The 24,328-nt window shown below is 67.2% G+C and carries 29 protein-coding genes; 10 read left to right on the top strand and 19 right to left on the bottom strand.

The features are described 5' to 3' along the window. Positions 1-3 precede the first annotated feature (3 nt). Positions 4-924, top strand: a complete 921-nt coding sequence (locus tag PDM28_RS01045; protein ID WP_311183450.1) for an alpha/beta hydrolase — start codon at positions 4-6, stop codon at positions 922-924. Positions 925-951: 27 nt separating this feature from the next. On the opposite strand, the gene PDM28_RS01040 is transcribed toward PDM28_RS01045, so the two are convergent. Beyond that, positions 952-1,866: a LysR family transcriptional regulator gene (locus PDM28_RS01040; RefSeq protein ID WP_311183449.1), complete on the bottom strand. Its 915-nt coding sequence runs from the start codon at positions 1,864-1,866 to the stop codon at positions 952-954. Between the two features lie 104 nt (positions 1,867-1,970). On the opposite strand from PDM28_RS01040, the gene PDM28_RS01035 reads away from it, so the two are divergent. Both PDM28_RS01035 and PDM28_RS01030 read left to right on the top strand, forming a co-directional pair. Next, on the top strand, positions 1,971-2,720 hold the full coding sequence (locus PDM28_RS01035) for an SDR family oxidoreductase (protein ID WP_311183448.1): 750 nt from the start codon (positions 1,971-1,973) through the stop codon (positions 2,718-2,720). A gap of 25 nt (positions 2,721-2,745) precedes the next feature. Then, positions 2,746-3,675: an alpha/beta fold hydrolase gene (locus PDM28_RS01030; RefSeq protein ID WP_311183447.1), complete on the top strand. Its 930-nt coding sequence runs from the start codon at positions 2,746-2,748 to the stop codon at positions 3,673-3,675. 7 nt (positions 3,676-3,682) lie between these two features. Here PDM28_RS01030 and PDM28_RS01025 read toward each other — a convergent pair whose 3' ends face one another. After that, a complete protein-coding gene (locus PDM28_RS01025; protein ID WP_311183446.1) occupies positions 3,683-4,567 on the bottom strand; it encodes an AraC family transcriptional regulator in 885 nt (294 codons plus the stop codon). An 83-nt stretch (positions 4,568-4,650) separates the two neighbouring features. Here PDM28_RS01025 and PDM28_RS01020 point away from each other — a divergent pair, with 83 nt between their 5' ends. After that, positions 4,651-5,187: a carboxymuconolactone decarboxylase family protein gene (locus PDM28_RS01020; RefSeq protein WP_311183445.1), complete on the top strand. Its 537-nt coding sequence runs from the start codon at positions 4,651-4,653 to the stop codon at positions 5,185-5,187. A gap of 59 nt (positions 5,188-5,246) precedes the next feature. Next, positions 5,247-5,504, top strand: a complete 258-nt coding sequence (locus PDM28_RS01015) for a hypothetical protein (protein WP_311183444.1) — start codon at positions 5,247-5,249, stop codon at positions 5,502-5,504. On the opposite strand, the gene PDM28_RS01010 is transcribed toward PDM28_RS01015, so the two are convergent. After that, the gene (locus tag PDM28_RS01010) at positions 5,505-5,687 is read right to left on the bottom strand and encodes an NMCC_0638 family (lipo)protein (RefSeq protein ID WP_311183443.1); all 183 of its coding nucleotides are present in this window, start codon (positions 5,685-5,687) and stop codon (positions 5,505-5,507) included. It abuts the gene before it with no gap. 135 nt (positions 5,688-5,822) lie between these two features. Between PDM28_RS01010 and PDM28_RS01005 the strand changes: the two genes are divergently transcribed. Further along, positions 5,823-6,395: an OmpO family porin gene (locus tag PDM28_RS01005; RefSeq protein WP_311184743.1), complete on the top strand. Its 573-nt coding sequence runs from the start codon at positions 5,823-5,825 to the stop codon at positions 6,393-6,395. Positions 6,396-6,531: 136 nt separating this feature from the next. Here PDM28_RS01005 and PDM28_RS01000 read toward each other — a convergent pair whose 3' ends face one another. The 6 genes from PDM28_RS01000 to PDM28_RS00975 form a co-directional block, all read right to left on the bottom strand. Continuing rightward, positions 6,532-6,726, bottom strand: coding sequence for a hypothetical protein (locus tag PDM28_RS01000; protein WP_311183442.1), 195 nt, complete (start codon positions 6,724-6,726; stop codon positions 6,532-6,534). 114 nt (positions 6,727-6,840) lie between these two features. After that, the gene (locus PDM28_RS00995; protein WP_311183441.1) at positions 6,841-7,866 is read right to left on the bottom strand and encodes an NAD(P)H-dependent glycerol-3-phosphate dehydrogenase; all 1,026 of its coding nucleotides are present in this window, start codon (positions 7,864-7,866) and stop codon (positions 6,841-6,843) included. A gap of 20 nt (positions 7,867-7,886) precedes the next feature. After that, positions 7,887-8,405 (bottom strand): protein-export chaperone SecB, encoded by a 519-nt coding sequence (gene secB / locus PDM28_RS00990; protein ID WP_070208285.1) that lies wholly within the window; start codon positions 8,403-8,405, stop codon positions 7,887-7,889. Positions 8,406-8,510: 105 nt separating this feature from the next. Further along, entirely contained in the window at positions 8,511-8,948 is a 438-nt protein-coding gene (locus PDM28_RS00985; RefSeq protein WP_102944303.1) for a rhodanese-like domain-containing protein, read from the bottom strand. Positions 8,949-9,027: 79 nt separating this feature from the next. Then, the gene (locus tag PDM28_RS00980; protein WP_311183440.1) at positions 9,028-9,465 is read right to left on the bottom strand and encodes a hypothetical protein; all 438 of its coding nucleotides are present in this window, start codon (positions 9,463-9,465) and stop codon (positions 9,028-9,030) included. A 30-nt stretch (positions 9,466-9,495) separates the two neighbouring features. Then, positions 9,496-9,966, bottom strand: a complete 471-nt coding sequence (locus PDM28_RS00975; protein WP_311183439.1) for a YiiD C-terminal domain-containing protein — start codon at positions 9,964-9,966, stop codon at positions 9,496-9,498. Positions 9,967-10,009: 43 nt separating this feature from the next. Here PDM28_RS00975 and PDM28_RS00970 point away from each other — a divergent pair, with 43 nt between their 5' ends. The 3 genes from PDM28_RS00970 (at position 10,010) to PDM28_RS00960 (ending at position 13,183) form a co-directional block, all read left to right on the top strand. After that, a complete protein-coding gene (locus tag PDM28_RS00970) occupies positions 10,010-10,786 on the top strand; it encodes a uroporphyrinogen-III synthase (RefSeq protein ID WP_311183438.1) in 777 nt (258 codons plus the stop codon). Positions 10,787-10,894: 108 nt separating this feature from the next. Next, positions 10,895-11,866 (top strand): uroporphyrinogen-III C-methyltransferase, encoded by a 972-nt coding sequence (locus PDM28_RS00965; protein ID WP_311183437.1) that lies wholly within the window; start codon positions 10,895-10,897, stop codon positions 11,864-11,866. A gap of 3 nt (positions 11,867-11,869) precedes the next feature. Continuing rightward, the gene (locus PDM28_RS00960; RefSeq protein WP_311183436.1) at positions 11,870-13,183 is read left to right on the top strand and encodes a heme biosynthesis protein HemY; all 1,314 of its coding nucleotides are present in this window, start codon (positions 11,870-11,872) and stop codon (positions 13,181-13,183) included. 90 nt (positions 13,184-13,273) lie between these two features. On the opposite strand, the gene PDM28_RS00955 is transcribed toward PDM28_RS00960, so the two are convergent. Continuing rightward, a complete protein-coding gene (locus PDM28_RS00955) occupies positions 13,274-14,569 on the bottom strand; it encodes an acetyl-CoA C-acetyltransferase (RefSeq protein ID WP_102944309.1) in 1,296 nt (431 codons plus the stop codon). A 92-nt stretch (positions 14,570-14,661) separates the two neighbouring features. Here PDM28_RS00955 and PDM28_RS00950 point away from each other — a divergent pair, with 92 nt between their 5' ends. Beyond that, positions 14,662-15,549 carry a hypothetical protein gene (locus PDM28_RS00950; protein WP_311183435.1) on the top strand — a complete coding sequence of 296 codons (888 nt, stop codon included), beginning with the start codon at positions 14,662-14,664 and terminating at the stop codon, positions 15,547-15,549. A gap of 84 nt (positions 15,550-15,633) precedes the next feature. On the opposite strand, the gene PDM28_RS00945 is transcribed toward PDM28_RS00950, so the two are convergent. The 9 genes from PDM28_RS00945 to PDM28_RS00905 all read right to left on the bottom strand — a co-directional run bounded on the left by PDM28_RS00945 (position 15,634) and on the right by PDM28_RS00905 (position 24,125). Beyond that, the gene (locus tag PDM28_RS00945) at positions 15,634-16,272 is read right to left on the bottom strand and encodes a superoxide dismutase family protein (RefSeq protein WP_311183433.1); all 639 of its coding nucleotides are present in this window, start codon (positions 16,270-16,272) and stop codon (positions 15,634-15,636) included. Positions 16,273-16,325: 53 nt separating this feature from the next. Continuing rightward, positions 16,326-16,895 (bottom strand): superoxide dismutase family protein, encoded by a 570-nt coding sequence (locus PDM28_RS00940; RefSeq protein ID WP_311183432.1) that lies wholly within the window; start codon positions 16,893-16,895, stop codon positions 16,326-16,328. Between the two features lie 93 nt (positions 16,896-16,988). Next, on the bottom strand, positions 16,989-18,431 hold the full coding sequence (gene ntrC, locus PDM28_RS00935; protein WP_311183431.1) for a nitrogen regulation protein NR(I): 1,443 nt from the start codon (positions 18,429-18,431) through the stop codon (positions 16,989-16,991). Beyond that, positions 18,421-19,482 (bottom strand): two-component system sensor histidine kinase NtrB, encoded by a 1,062-nt coding sequence (locus PDM28_RS00930; RefSeq protein ID WP_102944313.1) that lies wholly within the window; start codon positions 19,480-19,482, stop codon positions 18,421-18,423. Before PDM28_RS00930 ends, ntrC begins: the two co-directional genes overlap by 11 nt. Positions 19,483-19,739: 257 nt before the next feature. Beyond that, the gene (locus PDM28_RS00925) at positions 19,740-20,285 is read right to left on the bottom strand and encodes a heat-shock protein (protein ID WP_311183430.1); all 546 of its coding nucleotides are present in this window, start codon (positions 20,283-20,285) and stop codon (positions 19,740-19,742) included. Positions 20,286-20,515: 230 nt separating this feature from the next. Next, a complete protein-coding gene (locus PDM28_RS00920) occupies positions 20,516-21,451 on the bottom strand; it encodes an HAD family hydrolase (protein ID WP_311183429.1) in 936 nt (311 codons plus the stop codon). A gap of 230 nt (positions 21,452-21,681) precedes the next feature. Next, entirely contained in the window at positions 21,682-22,224 is a 543-nt protein-coding gene (locus tag PDM28_RS00915; protein WP_311183428.1) for a hypothetical protein, read from the bottom strand. 10 nt (positions 22,225-22,234) lie between these two features. Further along, entirely contained in the window at positions 22,235-23,380 is a 1,146-nt protein-coding gene (gene mltA, locus PDM28_RS00910) for a murein transglycosylase A (protein WP_311183427.1), read from the bottom strand. A gap of 1 nt (position 23,381) precedes the next feature. After that, complete coding sequence (locus PDM28_RS00905) at positions 23,382-24,125, bottom strand: N-acetylmuramoyl-L-alanine amidase (RefSeq protein WP_311183426.1); 744 nt, start codon at positions 24,123-24,125, stop codon at positions 23,382-23,384. Positions 24,126-24,328: the final 203 nt, after the last annotated feature.

The raw sequence follows: 24,328 nt of genomic DNA, 5'->3' as shown, positions 1-24,328 counted from the left end.
GCCATGAACACTGTTCCCCCTGCAGCTTTGCATGCGGTTCCCTCCGAGCCGCGTGGGTCGGCGCCTTCGCGCACCGAGGAATTCATCAGCGGTGGCGAGAGCCAGTTGTTCATCCGCAGCTGGCGGCCGAGCGGGCCGGTGCGTGCGGTGCTGGCGATCGTACCCGGCTTCAACTCGCACAGCGGGCATTACCAGTGGGCGGCGGCGCAGTTCACGGCGATGGGACTGGCGGTGTATGCGGTGGACCTTCGTGGGCGTGGCAAGTCCACCGGGCCGCGCTTCCATGTGGAGCACTTCGACGACTACCTGGCGGATGTGCAGTCGCTGCTGGACGTGGCGCGTGCGCGTGAACCGGGGCTGCCGGTGTTCCTGCTCGGGCACAGCGCGGGCGGGGTGATCGCTTCGGCCTATACGCTGGGGCACCAGGACGAACTGGCCGGGCTGATCTGCGAAAGCTACGCCTTCCAGGTGCCCGCGCCGGAAGCGGTGCTGTCGCTGGTGCGCTGGCTGAGCGGCCCGTTCCCCACCCTGCGCGTGTTGAAGCTGCCGAACAAGGAGTTCTCGCGCATCCCCGAAGTGGTGACCGCGCTCAATGCGGATCCTTTGATCGCCAACGAGAAGCAGACCGCGCTGACCGTGGCGCAGATGCTGGTCGGCATCGACCGGCTGAAGCGCGGATTCCCCACCCTGCGGTTGCCGGTGCTGATCGCGCATGGCACCGCCGACAAGGTCACCGTGCCGGCGGGCAGCCAGGTGTTCGAGGACAACGCGGGGTCGGCAGATAAGACGCTGCTGCTGTACAAGGACCACGCGCATGACCTGTTGAACGACGTGGGGCGCGAGGGCGTGGTGCGCGACTTCAAGCAGTGGATCGAGCGACACCTGCCTGCAAGTGCCGCGGTTGAAGAAGAGCGCAGCGCATGAGCATTGCGTTCGCGGGGCATCGCCGTGTCAGCTGATCGCGATTCCCTTCACCAGCCGTGCGGCAAGCCGTTCCTGCTTCAACTGGGCCAGCCACCAGTCCAGCGCCTTGCCCTGGTGGTCGCCACGCCAGGCCACGTACAGCAGGTTCGGTTCGCGCGGGTTGGCGACGCGCTTTTCGACAAGCTCGCCATGCGCGAGCAGGCCGGCGGCGCGCTCGCGGGGCAGCCAGCCCACGCCGAGCCCAGCGCACTGCGCGCGGACCTTGGCGTGCATGGTGGGCACCGCCAGTGAAGGTTGCCCGCCGAGTACACCGTAGCCACGCACCTCCAACTTGCGCGAGGTGTCGGCTACCACCACCGCGCGGTGCTGCTGCAGGGTGGCTGCATCCAAAGGTTCTTCCACCTTGGCCAGGGGGTGATGCGGGGCCACTGCAAACACCCACTCCATCACCCCCAGCTCGAACCAGCGCAGGCCGGGGATCACCGGCGGCTCGTTGGTGGCCCCCACCACCAGGTCGGCTCGGCCATCGCGCAGCGCGTCCCAGGTGCCGGTGAGCACTTCGTGGGTGATGCGCAGGGTGACCCCGGAGTCGAGCGCGTCGAAGGACTGGATCACCGGCAGCAGGGTGTCGAACTCCAGGATCTCGTCGGTGACGATCCACAGCCGGTCTTCCCAGCCACCCGCCACCTGCTTCACGCGGCGGGTGAGGCGGGAGACGTCCAGCATCAGCCGGGCCGCTTCCTGGGCCAGCAGCTGGCCGGCCGGAGTGAGCTGCAGGCGGTAGCGGCGGCGGTCGAACAGCAGCGCATCGAGGCGCGCCTCCAGCTGCCGGGCGGCGTGCGAGACCGTGGAGGGCGCCTTGCCCAGCCGGGCAGCCGCGCGCGAGAGGCTGCCGGTCTCGCGGATGGCGTCGAGGAGGGCCAGTTCGTCGGCAGACAACATGTTCGATCCTTTCGAACGAGTTCGTCGCGATTGTGGCACGGAAACAGGGGAACGCCCGCGCAGTATGGGCTCACGGCACAACGCCACCATCGAAGGAGATCAGCATGAACCGTTTCAACAACAAGACTGTCCTCGTCACCGGCGGCAGCAGCGGCATCGGTCTGGCCGCCGCCCACGCCTTCATCGCCGAGGGCGCCCGGGTGGTCATCACCGGCCGTGATGCGGCCGCCCTGGAGCAGGCCCGTGCCGCACTCGGTGCCAACACCATCGCGGTGGTGAACGACGCCGGCGACCTCGCCGCCGCGCGCGCCCTGGCCGCGACCTTGGCCGACCAGCAGGTACGGCTGGACGCGGTGTTCCTCAACGCCGGCGCGGCCAAATTCGCCGCCTACCCGGACGTGGACGAAGCACTGTGGGACCTGACCTTCAACACCAACATCAAGGGCCCGTACTTCCAGCTGCAGGCACTGCTGCCGCTGCTCAACAGCGGCGCCTCGGTGCTGATCAACGGCTCGATCAACGCGCGCATCGGCATGCCGAACAGTTCGGTGTATGCAGCGAGCAAGGCGGCCGTGATTTCGCTGGCCAAGACGCTCTCTGCCGAACTGCTGCCGCGCGGCGTGCGCGTGAACGTACTCAGCCCGGGCCCGGTGAGCACACCGATCTACGGAAAGCTCGGCCTGGACAAGGCCGCGCTGGATGCCACCGCCGCGCAGATCCAGAGCCAGATTCCGCTGGGCCGCTTCGGCACGCCGGAAGAGATCGCCGCCACCGTGCTGCACCTTTCTTCGCCTGAATCGGCCTACATCGTCGGCACCGAGATCATTGCCGACGGCGGCATGAGCCAGCTGTAACCCTGTTCATCCCTCGGAGACTGTCATGAACCTGCTTTCCCGTTCGTTCCGCCGCGCCGCCAGCGCCCTGCTGGTGCTGCTGGCCGTGCAGGGCACTGCACACGCCGCTGGCGCCGGCGCCATCCAGAGCCACAACGCCGAGGTCAACGGCGTGACCCTGCATTACCTGCAGGCTGGCGAGGGCGACACCTCGCCGGTGGTACTGCTGCACGGCTACGCCGAAACCAGCCACATGTGGCGCCCGTTGATGCCGCAGCTGGCCGGCAACCATGTAGTGATCGCACCGGACCTGCGCGGTGCGGGCCAGTCGTCCAAACCTGACGGTGGCTACGACAAGAAGACGCTCGCGCAGGACATCCACGCGCTGGTGAAGTCGCTGGGCTACCCGAAGGTGAAGATCGTAGGCCACGACATCGGGCTGATGGTGGCGTATGCGTACGCGGCGCAGTATCCCGATGAAGTGGACAGCATCGTGCTGATGGATGCGTTCCTGCCCGGCGTGGGCGACTGGACCCACGTGTGGCTGCTGCGCGATCTGTGGCACTTCCACTTCTATGGCGAGACACCGCTGAAGCTGGTGGACGGGCGCGAGCGCACGTACTTCGAGCACTTCTGGAATGACTTCGCGGCTGATCGCAATCATTCGGTGCCCGAGGCGGATCGTCAGTTCTACGCGAGCGAATACGCGCGCCCGGGTGGCATGCGTGCCGGGTTCGAGTACTTCAAGGCATTCGAGCAGGATGCCAAGGACTTTGCGGGCTTTGCGAAGACGCCGCTGCACATGCCGATGCTGGTGCTGTCGGGCGAGAAGGCCGGTGGCCAGTTCCTGATCGACCAGGCCAAATTGGTGGATACCAATGTGGAAGGCGTGCTGGTGAAAGGCTCCGGCCACTGGCTGATGGAAGAAGCGCCGGAGCAGACCATGCCTGCGCTGGTGGCGTTCCTCAACAAGTAAAGCGTGCTCAACCTGCTTCGCCGCGCGTGTTCAACCCCTCGCGCGGCGAGTCACCGGTGCGGCGGCGGAAGGCGCGCGAGAACGTCGGTGCATCGGCGAAGCCCAACTCCAGTGCCACCTGCTTCACCGGGCGACCGGCACGCAGCAATGACGTGGCCACGTTGAGCTTCCAGTCCAGCGAATACGCCGCCGGCGTGGTGCCGGTAGCGGTCTTGAACGCGGCCGCGAACGCACTGCGCGACATGCCGGCCAGCGCGGCCATGCGCTCCAGCGTCCACTCTGCGTCGGGCGCGGCGTGCACCGCCATCAACGCTTTGGCCAGGCGCGGGTCGGACAAGCCCAGCATCATGCCGGGCGAGACCTGCGCCTGTTCGGGGTGATCGATGATCCAGCGCAGTACCTGGATCAGCACCACTTCGAACAACCGGTTGGCGAGCAGACGCGAACCGCAGCGGGTGCGGTCGGACTCGGCGAAAAGCAGGTCCAGCGTGGCCTGCAGTCCGTCGATGGCCTGCAACGGCAGCAGGATCACATCCGGCAGCGACTGCACGATCGGGTTGCGCAGCCCACCGTCGAAATCGAGCGTGGCGCAGGTGAAGTCGGAGCCGTCCACCGGCGGGTTGATGAACTCGTGGTGCACCGCGCGCGGGAACAGCAGCAACGTGGCTTCGCACAGGTGGGTTCTGGCCAGCTGCTTGCCGTCGCGGTACAGCAGATCCATTTCGCCCCGGCGCAGCACGTGCAGAAATCCACGCCCGGGCTGGGCGTCGAAGGTCTGGTGGCCGCACAGCGGGCCGGCATGGAACAGGGTGGCGTCGACCCGGAAGCGCTCCAGCACCGGGCTGAGCCGGTCAATCGACGTAATGGACGAATTGACATCTATCAGCGACATACAGACACCAAACGTCCCGAACGGGTTCCTATTATGCCCATCAACCGGCCACACCGCGCCGGCACTCAACAGGAATCCAAGCCATGTCCCGTATCCCCCTTGTCACCCCCCAGGACACCACCGGCGAACGCCAGGCCCTGCTCGGTCAGATCCATTCCGCCTTCGGTGCCACCCCGAACATGTTCCGCGCCGTGGCCAATTCCACCGCCGCGCTGAAGAGCATGTGGGGTTCGTTCGGCGCCCTCGGCGGCGGCGTCATCCCGGCCGCGCTGGGCGAAAAGATCGCCGTGGCCATCGCCAACCGCAATGCCTGCGAGTACTGCCTGGCCGCGCACACCGCACTGGGCCGCAAGGCGGGCGCCAGCAGCCAGGAAATGAGCGCCGCGCAGGGCGGCGAGTCGGACGATCCGAAGACGGCTGCGGCGCTGCACTTCGCGCTGCGCGTGGTGGAAGGCCGCGGCCAGATCGACGACAGCGACGTGGCGCAGCTGCGCAGCGTGGGCTTCAACGACGAAGAGATCGTGGAGATCCTGGCGCACATTGCGTTGAACCTGTTCACCAACTACGTCAACGTGGCGTTCGCGGTGCCGGTGGACTTCCCGGGCGTGAAGTTGCGTTGAAGGATGTACAACGGGCTGGCCGGTGTTTCCGGCCAGCACAATCTGAGGAGACTGCGGCAATGAACGCTACCTACGTTCCCATCGATTGCGAGTTCCACGACGTGCTTGAGGCAACGGCGACCACTGGCCGCCGTGTGGCGATCGAGTACCTCGACAGTTCCGGCCAGCAGCAGACCGCGCAAGCGCGCATCACTGACCTGCAGGCCCACAACGGTGAGGAACACATGTTGCTGGACGACGGCAGCCGGATCCGGCTGGACGCCATCGTCAGTGTTGATGGCGTGCGGTTGCAGTCACATCAGATTCGATCTGAATGACTACTTGACCTTGTCGACCAGCGCCATGGAGGCCATGGCCTGTGCTCTTGCCGTGTCACTCGACGACGTTGTCAGTACGAAAAGCAGTTCTTCCTTGTCCTTGGGTCGGGACCAGAAGCGTGCGATGGTTCTTGCGTGCTCATTGTTCCGCGGAATAGTTTCCTGAACGCGCACCTTATTCATGTACCGGTCAGTTCAATATTCAGGGTCGATTAGGTCGGCTAACGGATAATTTACACCTGTCGACCGCCCTTCTCTCTCCCCTCCCCCAGAGGGGGCGGCCGGCAAAACCAAAATAAAAAAGGTGTGTTCCCGATGATGAAGTCTTCCCTGCTTGCCCTGGGTCTGGTCGCTGCACTGCCGTTCGCTGCTTCGGCCGCCGATGGCCTGTCTTACAACTACGTTGAAGGCGGCTACGTGAACACTGACGCCAAGGGTGGCGACGCTGATGGTTGGGCCGCGAAGGGCTCGGTTGCCATTGCGCCGAACTTCCACGTCTTTGGCGATTACAACTCGCAGGAAACCAAGCGCGGCAACGCCGACGTTGACCAGTGGCGCGTGGGCGTCGGCTACAACTACGGCATCGCGCCGACCACCGACCTGGTGGCTCGCGTCGCGTACCAGAAGTTCGATCCGAAGCACGGCCTGGACTTCAACGGCTACGCCACCGAAGTCGGCGTGCGCACCGCATTCACCCCGATGATCGAAGGCTACGCGCTGGCGGGCTACGAAGATTTCAGCAAGAAGCACGGCATCAACCCGGACGGCGAGTTCTACGGCCGCGTGGGCGCCCAGGCCAAGTTCAACCAGAACTGGGGCCTGAGCGGCGAAGTGAAGCTGGCCAAGGGCGGCGACAAGGAATGGTTCGTGGGCCCGCGCTTCACCTGGTAATGCAACAAGACAACGGTACGTTGTTGGATGGCGTGTGACCTCTCTCCCACGCGTCATGAAGCCCGGCCCTCCGCCGGGCTTCGCTTTTTTGGGATAGGCGGTTTTGGGGTTCCGAGCAGCCGGGCAGGGCCCGGCTCTACCAGTTGGGGTTCCGAACGGCCGGGCAGCGTTCGGCTCTTCGCTTGGCCAGATACTTGCGGGCATCTTCCAGGGATATGGCTTGGGTTGGGTCGGCCTCAAGCGCGCGCGCCGCTGGAAGCACGCAGTCGCGCAACCAAGCTTCGATTGCCTGGTCACGTGTTGGTTGTTTGCGGTTCGAGAAGTCATTCATTGCGCCACATTCTGCGTGGCCAGCCGGCGCGCGGCATTGCAAGTAGTTGAACCGGGATCGTGTTGTGATCGCGCTTCAAAAAAAACCCGGCTTTCGCCGGGTTTTCTTTTTGCATCATTTGAACAGCGTATCCGGATACTCCGGCTTCTGCTCTCGCGCCAGCAGCGCGCGCAGGCCTTCTTCCGGGGTCTGTTGGCCGTGCAGTACGGCGCGGACCCGGTCCGAGATCGGCAGGTCGATGCCGTGGCGGCGGGCCTGGCGCATGACTTCGTCGGCGGTCTGCACCGATTCGACCACCTGGCCGATTTCGCGAACGGCGTCCTGCAGGCTCTGGCCGCGTCCCAGCGCGAGGCCGAGACGACGGTTGCGCGAGAGGTCGCCGGTGCAGGTCAGCACCAGGTCGCCCAGGCCAGCCAGGCCCATCAGGGTTTCCGGCTTGGCGCCGATCGCGGCCGCCAGGCGCAGCATTTCATTCAACCCGCGGGTGATCAGGCCGGCACGGGCGTTGAGGCCCAGCTGCATGCCATCGGCCACGCCGGTCGCCACGGCCAGCACGTTCTTCATGGCGCCACCGAGCTCGGCACCGACCATGTCGTCGCCGGTGTAGGCGCGGAAGGCGGGGCCGTGCATGGCTTCGGCCACCTGCTGGGCGAACTCGGCGTCATCACCGTGCACGGTGATGGCGGTCGGCAGGCCCTGGGTGACTTCCTTGGCGAACGACGGGCCGGTTACTACCGCCAGCGGCACGTCCGGTCCGAGGACCTCGCGCGCGACTTCGTGCAGGAAACGGCCGGAGCCCGGCTCGAAGCCCTTGGTCGCCCACGCCACGCCGGCGTTGGCCGGACGCAGCGGCGCCAGCGCGCGCACGGTTTCACCGAAGGCGTGCGACGGCACCACCACCAGGATCCACGTGGCGCCTTCGACGGCCGCAGCCAGGTCGGTGGTGGCACGCAGCGATTCCGGCAGCGGAATGCCCGGCAGGTAACGGGTGTTCTCGTGGCGCTGGTCGATGGCGTCCACCATCGCCGCGTCGCGCCCCCACAGCACGGTCTGTTTCCCGTGCCGCGCCAGCAGGCTCGCCAGGGCGGTGCCCCAGGAGCCTGCGCCGAGAACGGCGATCTTGTCTGCGGTGTCGTTCATCGGTACCACTGCAGCGCCGATCAGGCGTTGCCGGCCGGCTCGGAATCGGCGAGCGAGGTTTCGCCCTGTTCCTGGCGCTGGCGCAGGGTTTCGGCGTACAGGCCTTCAAAGTTGATCGGCTGCAGGAAGAACGGCGGGAAGCCGCCAGCCTGGATCAGCTCGCTCACCAGCGAACGCACGTACGGGAACAGGATGTTCGGGCACTGGGTGCCGAGCAGCACGTCGATGGACTGCGGGTCCAGCCCGACCAGGCCGAACACGCCAGCCTGCTGCACTTCGGCCACATAGGCGGTCTTGTCGCCAGCCTTGCAGGTCAGGGTCACGGCCAGCACCACTTCGAAGGCGCTCTCGCCCAGGCGCTGCACGCGCTGGTTGAGGTTGAGCTGCAGTTCCGGCTGGACGGCTTCGTTGAACACGCCCGGGGCGTTCGGGGACTCGAAGGAAACGTCCTTGACGTAGATCTTCTCGACGGTGAACGCGGGGCCGGTGGCGGCGTCGGCCGGCGCGACAGCGCCGTTGGTGATGGTGTCTTCGGACATTTCCTGATGCTCCAAAAAATAAATGCAGTAGTAATGGATTGTTACATGCCCTGCGATGGGGGCGTGTGCGGGCGCGCACAAGGCGTGCCGGCCAAATCCGTCAAATTAGTTGCGGCCCTTGACCAGCGGCAGCTCGGCCTGCTGCCAGGCAGGCAGGCCCCCATCGAGCACGTGGACCTGCTCGAAACCGGCTTTCTTCAGCGCCTTGGCGGCGGTTTCCGAGGCGGTACCGGTGCGGCACACCAGCACCACCGGCTTCTGCTTCGCGTTGACCACCAGCTTGTGCTCCGGCCCGAACTGGGCAGGCTGCACGTTGCGGCTGCCGGCAATGTGGCCCTTTTCGAAATCGGTGCCCGCAGACAGGTCGACCACGACCGCGCCGCCGGCATTCATCAGCTGGGTCAGTTCAGCCGGTTTGATCGACTTGTAGCCGCGCATGAGGCGACGCACCTCGGTGACGAGGATGGCTACGGTCAGGCCCACGAAGGCCATCGACAACATCGGGTTTCGGCCGGCAAAGGCCAGCAGCTCTTCGTAATTCACTCAGATCACGGGTCGATAAGCGGGCGCCGATTGTCGCACATGCGGGCGAACCGGCGCCCTGCGGGGCCCCGACGGGGGCTCAGCGGTCCTGCCAGAGGTCCGGAAGGCCGTTGGCCTGCAGCCAGCGCTTGTCCTCGGCGTCCCAGCGCCAGATCTCGCGGACCCGGGCGGTGCGCTCGGACTGGGTATTGAGGTTGATGACCCGGACTTCGGCGTTGCGGCCGATGGTGCCGTCCGGCAGCGGGACGTTCTCGCCGGCACGATAGCTGGAGATCTTCACCTGCTCGAAGCGGCTCAGCTCCAGGTCGGTGAGCGGGTGCTCCTTGGCCTTTTCCGGGTCCAGGTAGGGCAGCGCGTCTTCCACGGTGCCCCAGCGCATGGTGGAGTCGTACTTGATCTGGATCTCTTCCAGCTGCTTGCGCTGGCCCTTGGTGATCTTCTTCGGGTCGGCGGCCAGCACGGACATGCTGGTCAGTGCCAGCAGGCTCAACAGCAGGATCTGGAAGGTACGGCGCATGCGAATTCCCCAATCGGCAAGGCGCCCATCCTACCGCCTTGCGAAGGCAACGAAACGTCCGCTCAGTTCAGCTGCGGGTTTTCCGGCCTCGCCGGGCTGGCGGGCCACCACCTCGATGCGGGCCTTGCCGCGCTGGGCGAAGGTGGCCAGGAACGCCTCCCAGTCGGCCTCGTCGGCGGCCTGGGCCTGGGCCTGCAGGTCCTCGTAGACCGGGGCCAGATAGCGCACGTGGCTGTCGGCCACGTACACATCGGCGTCGAACCCGGCCAGGCGCAGGCGCAGGGTGACCAGCGCCCAGCCGCTCAGGGTGAGGGCCGAGGACAGGCTGCCGCCGAAGGCGTTGCCCTTGTCGTTGACGTTGGCGGCCAGCGGCGCGCGCAGGGAGAGCACGCCTTCTGAATAGCCATCCACGCGGATCTGCATGGCCGCGACCGGCGGCATGCGCTCCAGGACCTGCTGCAGGGCGGCCAGGTGCGCGGTGGGGGAATCGGATTCGGACATCGGTACGGCGACGTTACGGCGAAGGCCTCGCATAATGCCCGCAATGAAGCGCCCCGCACATGTGCCGGAATGGACCCTGCTCTCGCTGCGCCCGCGCGGCCAGCACGCGGCGCTGCGCCGCGCTGCGGCACCGCTGGGCGCGCAGGTGCTGGGCCTTTCGCCCTGGGCTTTGGTGGCGCAGCGCGATGACGCCACCCGTGCCGCGTTGGCCCAGGCGCTGGGCAACGACCGGGTCGTGTTCAGCAGCCCGGCCGCCGTGCACGCGGCGGCGCGGCTGGTGCCGCTGGATGCGCCGCACCCCGGCACCTGGCTGGCGGTGGGCGCTGGCACTGCTGCGGCGCTGCGCGCGCACGGCGCTACCGATATACAGGCACCGCAGCGGATGGACAGCGAGGGCCTGCTCGACCTGCCTGCCCTGGCCCAGCTGCAGGGCCTGCGCGCGGCGCTGGTGACCGCCCCGGGCGGGCGCGGGATCATCGCGCAGACCCTGCAGGACCGTGGCGCCAAGCTGCAGCGGGTGGACGTCTACCGCCGCCAGCCGCTGCGCCTGCCACCCCGCCAGCTGCAGCGCCTGCGTCGCCAACCCTTCCCGTGGGTGCTGGCGCTCAGCAGTGCCGAGGCCTTGGGTCTGTTGCTGGAGCAGCTTCCGGAAGACCTGCTGGCGCGCCTGCACAGCCAGCAGGTAGTGGCCGCCAGCCCACGCCTGGTGGCGCTCGCGCAGGAGGCCGGCATCGCCCGGGTACGCCTGGCCGACGGCCCGATGCCGGCCCAACTGGCGACGGCCGCACACGCTGCGATCACCACCGGCGCAGGTTGCTGAACAGGGGTCGGTTCCGGCCTTGCAGGTCCCTTGGGCGGCGAGCGATGCTGTACGCCTGAGCGCCCGCCAGCTCGTGAATGCACCGGCGCGGGCGACAAGGAAGACTGCATGAACGAAGACGCTTCGCCCCCGACCCATTCACCGCTGCGCTGGATCCTGCCGATTGCCGCAGCAGCGGTGATCGTGGGCGGCGCCGTCTGGGGCTGGACCCAGTGGCAGGCCCAGCAGGCGCGCAGCGCCCAGCGCGAGGCCGATGCCAACGTGCTGGTGCAAGGCCTGGCCGGCAGCGTGGACGCCCTGCGCCGCGACCAGCGCTCCACCTCGCAGCGGGTCCAGGACGCCGCCGCCACCAACCGGGTACTGCGCGATGAAATGCTGGGCCTGAGCCAGCGCAACGCGCTGCTGGAAGAAAACCTGGCGCGGCTGGCCGACAGCACCCGCCACAACGCGCAGGCGCTGCAGCTGGAAGAAGCCGAGCTGCTGCTCAGCCAGGCCGGCCAGCGGCTGGCCTTCGCCGACGACGTGGACGGCGCACGCCGCCTGTACGCATTGGCAGCGGCCGCGCTGGACGAAGTGCAGGGCACCGAGTTCCTCAACCTGCGCCAGGCGCTGATGCAGGAGCGCAATGCTGTGGATGCGCTGGGCCCGGGCCCGCGCGCGGAGATCAACCAGCGCCTGACCCGCTTCGCGCAGGCGGTGGGCGCGCTGCCCGAAGAGATCGTGCCGGCCGCCGGCAGCGCCTCCACACCGTGGTGGCACCAGGTGCTGGCACCGTTCGTGACCATTACGCCCACCGCCGCGCAGGGCCCGCTCACCGGTGCCGAGCGCACCGCCGCGTGGGACTCGCTGCAGCTGGAACTCACGCTGGCCCGTGCTGCCGTGGAACGCGGCAATCAGTCGGAATTTGAACAGTCGCTGGACCGCGTGGCGTTGTGGATGCCGCGCCTGTGGCCGGATTCACCCGGCCTGCGCGAGCAACGTGCTGAACTGCAGCAGTTGCGCGCCCAAGTGCTACGCCCGCCGCTGCCCGAACTGGGCAGCACCCTGCAGCAACTGCGCACCCTGCGCGATGGGAGTTGATAGATGAAGCCGATTCATTCCGTGGTGGTGCTGCTTCTGGCCGTGGTGCTGGGCGTGGTGGCCGCGCAATGGCTGGGTACCGAATCGCTGCGCCAGTACGGCGAGGTGATCTACCGCGCCGGCGGCAACGACTACCGCTCCACCGTGCCGCAGGTGGCCCTGATGGCGCTGGTGGCCCTGCTGGTGCTGTGGCTGCTGTGGAGCCTGGTGGCCTCGCCGTTCCGGGCGTGGGGCCGCTACCGTCGCAAGCAGGGCCGCGCGCGCCTGATCGAAGGCCTGCAGGCGCATGAGTACGGCCACTGGCAGCGCGCGGAGAAACTGCTGGCTACTGCTGCCGAAGACGACGAAGTGACTGCGGTGGCGTACACCACGGCGGTGCGCAGTGCAGAAGCACGCGGTGACCAGGCGGCGGTGGACCAGTACCTGCAGCGCCTGTCCACCTCCGATGCCACGGCCTACGCGCTGATGCAGGCCGAACGCCTGCTGCGGCAGGAGCGCCCGGTGGATGCGATCAACGCGCTGGACGCCCCGGGCATCCAGCCGCTGCCGCCGCGCGGCCTGTGGCTGCGCACCGAAGCGCTGGCGCGTGCGGATCGCGCGCATGAGGCGTATGGCCAGCTCGGCGCGCTGCGCAAGCAGAAGGTGCTGCCGGACGAGGCGGTTTCGGAACTGGAAGTGCGCCTGGCCGCGCAGTCGCTGCTGGAAGCGGGCGACGTGAATGCGCTGGCCGCGCAGTGGGAAGCGACCCCGAAGGCGCTGCGCAGCGACCCGGACGTGGTCTCCGCCTACGCCCTGCGCGCCGTGGCGCTGGACTGGGACGAACCGGCCCTGCTCAACCTGGAGCAGGCGCTGGATTCGCGCTGGGACGAATCGCTGGTGACCCTGTACGGGCAGATGCCGGTGGAGAAACTGGCGACGCGCCAGGCCAACCTGCAGCGCTGGTTGGGCCAGCAGCCGTCGAGCCCAGCGTTGCTGCTGGCGCTGGGCCGCATTGCAGTACGCCAGGGCGACCACGTTCAAGCCGAGGATTACCTGCACCGCGCGATCGCCGCCGGTGCCGGCCCGGATGCATGGGAAGCGCTGGGTGAGGTGTTCATCGCGCGCGGCGAACCGGCGTTGGCCGCGCAGTGCTACGGCAATGCATTGCGCCAGCAGCGTGGCGAAGAGCGCGTGGCGTTGGTTCGGACGACGGCGCCGTTGGCGACGGTGGTCCCGGAGCGCGCAACCGTTGAAGAGCAATCGTTGATGAGCGAACCGGCGCCCGTACTGGACCATCCGGTCGACCGCGACGCATTCGGAAACCCACGGATCCCGTAACCGGTGGTGTCGGCCACCGGCCGGCCCCCCGGCACACTCAAAAAAAATGGCCACCCTCGGGTGGCCATTTTCATTTCAAGTTCGTTCGACTCAACGCTCGACGATCGCCACCACGCCCATACCACCGGCGGTGCAGATCGACACCAGCGCGCGACCACCGCCGCGTTCGGCCAGCTGCTTGGCAGCCGTGGCAATCACACGCGCACCGGTAGCCGCAAACGGGTGGCCGGTGGCCAGCGACGAACCCACCAGGTTGATCTTGGCCGGGTCGATCCTGCCCAGCGGCGCGTCCAGGCCCAGGCGGTTGCGGCAGTAGTCCTCGCTTTCCCACGCACGCAGCGTGCACAGCACCTGGGCGGCGAACGCTTCGTGGATTTCGTAGATGTCGAAATCCTGCAGGGTCAGGCCGTTGCGCTTGAGCATTTCCGGCACGGCGACAGTCGGCGCCATCAGCAGGCCTTCGCCATGCACGAAGTCCACCGCCGCGACCTGCGAATCACGCAGGTAGGCCAGCGGCTCGTGGCCGTGCGCACGCGCCCATTCCTCGCTGGCCAGCAGCACCGCCGAGGCGCCGTCGGTGAGCGGGGTGGAGTTGGCGGCGGTCAGCGTGCCACGGCCGGAAACCTTGTCGAACGCCGGCTTCAGCGTGGCCAGCTTCTCCAGCGAGGTGTCCGGGCGCAGGATGTTGTCGCGCTCCACGCCGCGGAACGGGGCGATCAGGTCGTTGAAGAAGCCGCGCTCATAGGCGGCGGCCAGCTTCTTGTGCGAGGACACCGCCCACTCGTCCTGCGAGTCGCGCGAGATGTTCCATTCCTTGGCCATGTCTTCGCAATGGTCACCCATGCTCTTGCCGGTGCGCGGCTCGGCCACGCCCGGGAATTCCGGCTTGAGCTCGGAAAGCTTGAAGCCGCTCAGGATCGCCTTGATCTTGTCGCCGGTGGTCTTGGCGCGGTTGGCGGCCAGAAGGCGCGCGCGCAGCTTCTTGCCGTACACGATCGGCACGTCGGAGGTGGTGTCCGAGCCGCCACCGATGCCCGATTCGATCTGGCCCAGCGCGATCTTGTTGGCCACGTTGATGATGGTGTCCAGCGAGGTGCCGCAGGCGCGCTGCATGGTGATGCCCGGGGTGAGCGGGGACAGGCCCGAGGACAGCGTGGCTTCGCGGCCCAGGTTCCAGTCGCTGGAATGCTTGATCACCGCGCCCATGGCCACTTCGCCCAGCTGCTGGCCGTGCAGGCCGAAGCGTTCGACCAGTGCACCCAGCGTGCGCACCGACATGCCCAGGTTGCCAACATCCGAATAGGCGGTGTTCTGGCGGCAGAACGGGATACGGACGCCACCAAGGATGGCGACGGGACGAGCGTTGGGCATGGAGATACCTGGCATGGGAAGGGTGTCTGCAACATGGCCTGCACGAAGGAGCAGGCATAATGGGGGCAAGTGTAGCTGCCGCCCTGTGATGGGCCAACTGTGATCCCATGAGCAAACCCGACCCCGGCATGAATGCCCTTGGCGTACTGGCATTGGAACTGGCTGGAGGAGACGCCCCACGCAACGCCGCCCTGGGCTCTGAACAGGCCGGTGAACTGGCCGACCGCGTTGGCCGCGACCTGGCCAAGCTGGTTCCTGGCGTGAGCGGGCTGGACTTCGTGTTCGCCGGCGCCCATTTCGACCCGGCCGAGGTGCTGCGCCCGGGCTGGCCGATCCACCGCCGCCTGGAAGAGCTGCAGATGCGTGCGCCCGGCCGCAATGAAGGCCCGCGCCTGCTGGCGTTCGGGGCTGGCGCCGACGGTGAAGTGCCGCTGCCGTTCCAGGCCGATGCCAGCCTTACCGGCGGCGGCCTGCGGGTGGTGCCGTTCCTGCTGACCGGCACCGAAGTGGCCCAGACCACCGCCGTAGCCGACGCGCTGGAAGACGTGCTGCTGGCCCAGGGCATGGCCCAGGCCGACACCGCGCTGCTGGCGCAGAACGCGTTTGGCGCGCAGATCGAGCACGCGCGCTATTTCACGGTGAACGACCTGGCCGCGATGATGTCGATGCAGTACGACAACCAGGGCCTGGCCGCGCTGTGGCCGCTGATCGAAACGGCGCTGATGGCACCACAGTCGGAACAATGGCTGGATGAATCGCCAGAACCGCTGCTTCGATACGCTGACGGCGAAGTGCGTATGGCACTGTTCGACCCGGCGGGTTGGTGCGCGTTCTACAACCACGACAAGGGCAACTGCGAGCGCCTGCAGGGCATTTATGACCAGTACCTGATGCGCCAGCGTCAGATGGCCGCGGTGCTGGAAGCCCACGGGCTGCCGGTCCTCTTCGTGCATTGCGAAGCCGGGCAGGACGCGCGGGCATTGTTGACGCGATAAAAAAAACGCCGGCAATGCCGGCGTTTTTCGTTTGCATCAACCACCCGGTAGAGCCACGCCCTGCGTGGCTGAACCGCCGATGGATTACGGCGCGGCCTTGATCACCGCACACGCCAGGCGCGCACCGGCATTACCGGTCGGCTGGGTCTTGTAGTCATCCGGATCGGCATGAACGATCAGGCCGCGGCCGATGATGTCGAAGTCATTGCCTTCGCCGATATTGACGTTGGTCGAAACGTCGGCATCAACCACCGCATTGCCCTGCGCATCGGCCTTGATGTTCGGAATGTCGCCACCGTGGTGCGGGGTGGTGGCCACGTTGCCGTGGTCTTCCTTGGACGGGTTGAAGTGGCCGCCGGCGCTGTCGCCGTTCGGCGCGCTGCAGTCGCCCTTCTCATGGATGTGGAAGCCGTGCTCGCTGTTCGGCTTCAGGCCGCTGATGGCGCCCTTCACGTGGACCTTGCCGTCAACGACGCTGAAGGTGACGTTGCCCTTGACGTTGTTGCCCTGGGTCGGCGCCAGTTCCGCCATCGCGGTGTGGTTGGCATGCGCTTCGCTGGTCATCGCCGGCGGTGCGTCGTTGGCGGCAGCGGCCGCATCGGCGGCCGGCGCGGTGTCGGTGGCCGGGGTCGGTTCCGGGGTGGTGGTTTCGGCCGGCTTGTTGCAGGCGGTCAGGCCCACGGCGGCAACGGCGGCGAACAACGCGGTATGGATCAGACGCATGTGGATCTCCTTGCGGGTAACGAACGGAAAAGCGACGAAGCCTGGCAACGCGCTCAGCGCGTAGCCCGGATCACGCCGCAGGCGATACGGGCGCCGGCATTGCCGGCGGGCTGGCTGCGGTAATCGTCGGCGTTGGCATGTACGACCAGCGCGCGGCCGACGATATCGGTGGCGGCACCGCCACCGAGGGTTACCGCGGGCAGGCGCACGTCGACGCTCACCCTACCCTGCGCATCAGCACGCAGGTTGTCCATGTCGCCGGCGTGATGCGCACCGGCGCTGTTGCGGCCATGTGGCTGGTTGGCCGGATTGAAATGCGGGCCCGCGCTGCTGGCGTCGACGGCACTGCAGTCGCCCCGCTCGTGCACGTGGAACGCGGCCGTCTGCAGCGGCTGCAATCCACCGATGGTGCCGGTGATATGCACGCCGCGCGCGTCCGGCACCAGCACCAGGCGACCACTGACGATGCTGGCCGACGCCGGTGCCAGGTTGGCTTCGGCCTGCTTGGCCACGCTCACGACCGGCACCACCGGCGCCGGCGCGGTGCGCTGCTCGGGCGCGGTACCGCAGGCGGCAAGCACCAGCAGTGACGGCAACAACAGGGCGAGTTGGGAACGACGCATCGGGTAACTCCTTGATAGGCAAACTAACGTCTGGCTCGTCCACGCATCATGAAAGACGCCGCGACGCGGCGCTTACATCGCATGAACAGGCGTTCAGCTACCGCGCCGTCGACCGGCGCCGAGCTTGCGGGTGAGCGTGTTGCGGCCCATGCCCAGACGCGCGGCGGCTTCGGCTCGACGCCCGTGGGTGATCTGCAGGGCGGCTTCCAGCAACGCCTGATCCACCCGCTCGCGCACCTGCGCGTGCAGGCCTTCGGCACCTTCGGCCAGGCGCTGCCGGGCCCAGGCCGAGAGCAGGCTTTCCCATTGGCCGGGGTCGCCGTGCGCGCGGCTGCGCGGCGCCTGGCCGCGATGCAGCGCACTGTCCACGTCGGCCACACCGATGGTGTCGGACGCGGCCAGCGCGGCCATGCGCCAGCACACGTTTTCCAGTTCGCGCACGTTGCCCGGCCAGTCGTGCTCGCGCAGCGCCTGCAGGGCGGCAGCGGTGAGGCGCTTGGGCGGCGTATCCAGCTTGTGCGCGGCGGCGGCCAGGAAGGTATCGGCCAACTGCACGATGTCTTCGCGGCGCTCGCGCAGTGGCGGCAGGCGCAGCCGCACCACATCGAGCCGATGCAGCAGGTCGGCGCGGAACCGCCCCTGCGCCACCAGCGACTCCAGGTCCTGGTGGGTGGCGGCGATGACCCGCACATCCACCCGGATCAGTTCGCGGCCGCCGACGCGGAAGAACTCGCCCTCGGCCAGCACGCGCAGCAGGCGGGTCTGGAGCGGCAACGGCATGTCGCCGATTTCGTCCAGGAACAGCGTGCCGCCTTCGGCCTGCTCGAACCGCCCGACGTGGCGGCGCTGCGCCCCGGTGAACGCACCGGCCTCGTGGCCGAACAGTTCGCTTTCCAGCAGCTCGGAAGGAATGGCGGCGGTGTTGAGCGCCACGAACGGGCCCTGCGCGCGCGGCGACTCGTGATGCAGCGCGTGCGCCACCAGTTCCTTGCCGGTGCCGGTTTCGCCATTGATCAGCACCGACAGCGGCGCCTGCGCCAGCCGGCCGATGGCGCGGAACAGGGCACGCATGGCCGGGGTGTCGCCGACCAGCTGTGGGCGCTGGTCGGCGGTGGCTTCCACGGCGGGGGCGCTGCGTTCGGCCACGGCGATGTCCGGCGCCGGCAGCACGCGCTGGGCCAGCGCCACCGCGTCGTCCAGATCGAACGGCTTGGACAGGAATTCCTGCGCACCGCCGCGGAACGCGCCGGCAGTGCTGGCCACGTCGGTATAGGCCGACATCACGATCACCGGCAGCTGCGGATGCGCGGCCTTGAGCTTGTCCAGCAGCACCAGGCCGTCGTCGCCGGGCATGCGCACGTCGGTGAACAGCAGGTCCGGCGGCGGCTGGCTGGCCAGCATCTCCAGCGCGGCGGCGGCGCCGTCGAATCCTTCCACCGCGTACCCGGCATCGCGCAGGGCGGTGCTCAGGACGAAGCGCACGGCACGGTCGTCGTCGACGACCCAGACGCGCTGGGCCTGGCTGTCAGCCGCCATGCGCGGTCTCCTCGTTTGCGGGAGTGCCCTGCCCGATCGGCAGCTGCACGGTGAATACGGTATGGCCCGGGCGCGAACGGTAGGTCAGCGTGCCCCGGTGTTCGCGTGCGACCTGCTGGGCCAGCGCCAGGCCGAGTCCGGTGCCTTCGGCACGGCCACTGACCAGCGGCAGGAACAGGTGTTCGGCCAGCGCTTCGGGTACGCCACGGCCGTCGTCGGCGATCTCGAGCCGCAGCGCCATGGCCTGAAGCTGGTCGCCGATGCGGACACCGTGTTCCACCCGGGTGCGCAACGTGACGGTTCCGGCACCGGCCTGGATCGCATTGCGCACCAGGTTCCACACCGCCTGGGTGAGGCGATCGGCGTCGCCGTCGAATTCGGGAATGCTGGGGTCGTAGTCGCGCTGCAGCCGGACCGCCCAGCCGCCTTCGCTTTCGGCCAGGCGCAGCACGCGCTCCAGCGAGGCGTGGATGTTGAGCGGCGCATGCGGCGCGGCCGGGGCCGGCGACAGCAGCTGTTCGAGCAGCCCGTTCAGGCGTTCGATCTCCGAGCCGATGAGCTCGATCAGTTCGCGCTCTTCCGGGTCGCGCTGGGTGCTGCGCCGGGCCAGCAGCTGGGCCGCGCCCTTCAGGCCGGCCAGCGGGTTGCGCAGCTCGTGGGCCAGGCCCTTGAGCGCCGCGCTCAGCGCGCTCGGCAGTGCCTGGGTGGGGTCCAGCCCGGGGAACTCGTCCACCGGGTGCGCCTCCAGAAGCCAGCCATCGTCGTCATGGCGGCTGACCCAGCCTTCGGCAAAGCGTGGCGCCTCGCCGGGCAGGGCCAGCGCCAGCCGGTGCAGGCGCAGGGTGTCGCGTTCGCCACGCGCGAGGAAGTGGGCCAGGGCTTCGCCCTGCACTTCCAGCGAGGCAAGCGGCTGGCCCAGCAGGCGGCGGACGCTTACGCCCAGCCAGCGGGCGAAGGCGGGATTGCAGCCGGTGACGCGGCCTTCGGCATCGGCCCAGGCGACCGGGGTGCCAAGGACATCAAGGGACGGGGACGGTGCTGCGGCGGTCATTGCACCAATGTAGTGCAAAACGGGGCGTTCGGAGCTGTTTGCCTGTGCCGCAAGGGTGCCGATGAACGGCATGGTGCCAAGGGGGTCGTCCGAGGGTCCGACCCGCTGTATACTCGGTGATGCAAGACGAAGCGACTGACCCGGTGAAATAGAGCGCTTCCCAGCGGCTTCGGCCGTAGGCATCCACGATGCCTCGCAAGTGGTCCCCGGGGTCTGAACACGGAAAAGGGCGCTTCGGCGCCCTTTTCTTTTGCCTGCTATCTCCGCCGCTTCTTCTTTGGCTTTTGCGGGTTGGACAAGTAGGCATCGCCGCACACCACCACGAACGGCCGCCAACTGCCGGTCGTCGACGGGGCGTTGCGCGTCTCGGGATACGCACTCTCCACAATCACATCGATGTCCTGCCAGGCGCGCTTTTCTTTCGGGCTGCGCTTGATCGTAAGGAACAGATGGTATGGCCCATCCGGGTTCTCGACTGTGAGGGTGTGAACCCAGGTGGTCCCGTGCGCAGCGAGTATCACTTTTCGCTCCGGCAACGACCGGATCACTTGTGGCAGGGCGTGCGACAGCCGATACCGCGTAGCGCAGAAGGTGCGCATCTTCCCGCCATCCCAGATCACCTCATCTCCTGGAGGATGCGGAAGATCGCCGTGCGAAGCGCTGAAGCAGTGGTTGGTGAAGGTGATTGCAGTTCGTAAAGGCTTACCAACCTTCTCGCTCTGGATGATGATCGTGAAGGGTTCAAGGTGCGACAAATCGACAGGCTGGCCACCGACCCTCAAAGGGCTGAAGTATCTACTCAACGTGTTCCCTGGGGGGCCATCCTGTGCTTAGGCTCGGCCCATGCTATCGCGTGCGGCGGTTGCTTCCGCCGGCTCGATGCATGGCGCATCCGTCAACGCTTGTATCCGCCTTCCGCGAAGTGCAATCAAGAAGAGCAAGCGAGTCACTTTTGGCTGTTCTGCGCCTTCCATGGACGTCTTAACCCGTCATCAGCTCCCGAGGTGAGGTGGGGATGACATTGGTTTCGAGCCTAGTCGACAAATACCTTGGACCAGTCATCACGCACGCTCACCCGCGGCCAGCCGCTTTCGGCGGCCAGGGCGACGGCTTTCTCGGCGCCGGAGGCGTAGGCGATCTCGCGGACGTCGTCATCGTGGGTGACCAGCAGGGCCAGTGAGGCGCCCTCACCCTGGGTGGCGAACTGCAGCATCGGGATGTCGCCATTGGAGTTGCCGGCAGCGAAGATCGGGCGGGCGCCGATGCGGCTCCAGATGCGTACGACCTTGTTGGGGCCGTCGTCGAATACCTCGAGCTTGGAGGTGTGGACCAGCGTGCCGATGCCGTCCTTCTCGCGGTAATCCAGCACCACCGAGGTGCCGACCACGCGTTCTGGGGGAATGCCGTACAGCGATTGGGTGATGGGCCGCATGAAGTCGCGCCCGCCGCCGGAGACGATGTAGCTGGTGAAGCGGTTGGCTTCGAGGTAGCTGAGCAGCTCACGCATGGGCGCGTAAGCGGTTTTGAGGTAAGGGCGGTCGAGTACCGGGTTGTGGGTGTTGAGCAGGAACTGCAGGGATTTGGCAGAGTACGCTTCGACCTCGTCGTCTACGTAGGCGGAGAGCAGGCCTTCGGCAGCTTGCTTGAGCAGGGAGTCGTCGCCTTCGTAATGGCGGGTAATGATGCTGCCCAGCCAGGCCTGGTCTTTGCCGTATACCGCCTTCCAGGGTTGCTTCTCGCGCAGGGTAGGATCGGCTTCGGCCTGCTCGGCGATGCGGCGGAGCAGGAAGTCGACCTGGATTGGCATGGGCTTTTCGCACCAGAGGCAGCCGTCGTTGTCGAAGACGGCGATGCGTGCGGCCGGGGCCACGTACTCGGGGCCGCCTTCCTGGGTGACGCGGGCTATGAAGGCGATGATGGATTGGCGGGCGTGGCCGGCGTTCCAGCTTTTTAGGAGGCCTTCGTGCATGGTGGGGTCGCGGCAGTTCCTGGTGGGGAAATGCTAGCGCTGGGGCGTGGTGGGGGCTTGCGAGTAATCACTGATTGGGGGGCAGTAGATTTACTGGCTTCGGTTTGCCACGCAGGGCGTGGCACTACCGTGGTTTCCGTTTGGGATTGTGCGGGACACGCATGGCGTGTCTCTACGCGGTTGCACGCGTTGTCCTGGGGTCTACGCGTAGTGACACGCCATGCGTGTCATCACCCCACCCGGCGGCGCAACTGCATGATGGCTTCGGGCAATTCCGTGCGCATCTGTTCGCGCAGCGCTTCGGCCACTTCGTGGTAACGACGGCGTTGGATGAAGTAGCAATACACGAACAACCCGAGGATCAGCAGCATCGGCCATGTGGACGTCGCCACCATCGGCATCGCTATGCACAGCACCGCAAAGCCCAGGGTCATCCAGTTGCAGATGCCTTCCACGCGTACCTGGTTGCGCTTGGCGTCCACCACCACCAGCCCACGCATCACCGGGTAATAACGCCCGCTGACGGCCAGGAAAAAGCTCTCGCGGAACGCCATGCGGCCATCAGGCAATGCGCGGAACACCAGTGGAATCCATTCCTGGGTAGCCACGTCGCGCTCAAGGCAGTTCAGCACCAGCCGTTCACGCATCTCCGCCGTGGCCGGAATGCGCTCGCTGAACAACCGGATGCCCAGCCCGAAGTAGAGCGGGCTCCAAACAAGCATGAGCACGATCTCCACCACCATCACCGCAACCATCGCGTAGAAGAAGACCATGCTCGCGTCCTTACTCGACAGCAGTGGAAGTGGGTAGCGCTGCACCCTTCGGCCACAGCAGCCACAGGTTGCCCTTCTGCTTCATGTCGCCCGCCAGCTTGCCGGCCGCGTCGCCAGTGCCCCAGTACAGGTCGGCGCGCACTTCGCCGGCGATGGCGCCGCCGGTGTCCTGCGCGGCGACCGGGCGCACTACGGGGGTGCCGTCCGGGCGAGTGGTGGACAGCCACAGCAGGCTGCCCAGCGGCACCACGTTGCGGTCCACCGCCACGCTGTAACCGGCGGTGAGCGGCACGTTCAACGAGCCATGCGGGCCTTCGTCGCCGTCCGGGCCCTTGGTGAAGAACACATAGCTGGGGTTGCTCGCCAGCAGCTCGGGCACGCGCGCCGGGTGTGCGTTGGCCCAGGTGCGGATGGCGTCCATGGTGACGTCTTCCTTCTTCAGCTCGCCCTGCTCCACCAGCCAGCGGCCGATGGGGCGGTACCGGTGGCCGTTCTGGTCGGCGTAGGCGATGCGCAGCTGGCGGCCGTCGTCCAGGCGGATGCGGCCCGAGCCCTGGATCTGCAGGAACTGCAGGTCCATCGGGTTGGTCAGCCAGGCCAGTACTGGTGCCTTGGCACCCTGGGCGCTGATCTTTGCCGAATCGTCGTAGGGCCGGAGCACGCGCCCTTCCAAGCGGCCGCGCAGGCGCTTGCCCTTGAGTTCGGGATAGAGGTCATCGAGCTGCACGCTGACCATGTCGCTCGGCACGCCGTACACCGGCACGGTGGCCTTGGCGGTGCGGGTAAGGCTGCCGCTGTAGACCGGTTCGTAGTAGCCGGTAATCAGGCCATCGGCGCGATGGCCACCAGCGCGCAGTGCGTACACCTGCAGGTTGTCCTGCAGGAACCGGCGTATCGCCGTTGGGGTGTTCTGCACGGTCGCGGCGGCTGCGCAGGTAGAGGCCCAGACCGCATCGCTCTTCAGGCGCGGGCAGGCGCTGCGCCAGGCGGCGAAGCCGGCCTCCAGGTCAGCATCGGCAACCTGCGGGAGCGCCTTCCAGTCGGCCTTTGCATAGGTGTTGGTAGGTGGGGCGGCGATTGGCTTGGTAGGAGGAACGGTGCTGCAGGCGGTGAGAAGGGTCAGGCCCAGGAGGGCGAAGGCAGAAAGCTTGGTCATGTCACCGGGTCTGTAGCAGCAGCGAATGCAGGATGCGGGCGTCTTCCGCGTCGAGGGTGGCCGGCAGGTCGTCGCGGCCTCGGAATCGACGGTGGAACGCGCCTACGGTAGCAGCGCGGTGGTCGAGTGCGTACCCGAACACCTGCAGGCCCAGCCACGGGTCGAAGCCCTCAGGCGCCGGGCCGTCGCTGGCGCGCGGCCACACCCCGAAGCCGGCTTCCGCCAGCTGCTGCCACGGGAAGTAGCGGCTGGGGTCCTGCTTGCGGGCGGGGGCGAGGTCGGCATGGGCGATGATCTGGCTGCGCGGGATGTCCAGACGTGTGCACACGTCAGTGAGCAGGCGGATCAGCGCGGCGATCTGCTCGGGCGCGAACGGGCTGTTGCCGTCGTTGTCGATCTCAATGCCGATCGAGGCCGAATTGAGATCGGTGATGCTGCCCCAGCGGCCGCCACCGGCATGCCAGGCGCGCAGGTTGTCGGCCACCAGCTGGTAGATATGGCCATCGGAACCCACCAGATAGTGCGAACTGACCCGGCCCCCGCTGTTGGCGGTGCGCAGGGTGTGCAGGCTCTGCTGCACGTTGTCCTGATCGGTGTGGTGCAGCACGATGATGACCGGGCTGCGCACGTTATGGTTCGGCGACGGCACCCAGGTGGCCAGCGGGCTGCGGATGTCGGTACTGGTGGCGCACCCGGCGAGCAGGGCGGTGGCGAGCAGCACGAGCGGGAGTCGGAATCGGCGCATGGCTTGATTGTGCTTCATAAGCCGCCCCAATGCGTAGAGCCAGGCCCTGCGAGGCTACCGACGACGCAGCCTGCAATCTCACGACCTGATGAATGAAACGTTGTACAGGAACATGGAAATGACAATGAGTGCCAAGGCGACTTCCCAGGCGCGTGCCCATCTCAAGTTCCTCATACGCGCCATCAGGATGCAACACAGCACCG

Origin of the sequence: Stenotrophomonas aracearum (assembly GCF_031834615.1) — a bacterium.
GTDB classification, from domain to species: Bacteria; Pseudomonadota; Gammaproteobacteria; order Xanthomonadales; family Xanthomonadaceae; genus Stenotrophomonas; species Stenotrophomonas aracearum.
The sequence above is the reverse complement of the archived record's forward strand: the minus strand, read 5'-3'. Positions and strand labels throughout refer to the sequence as shown.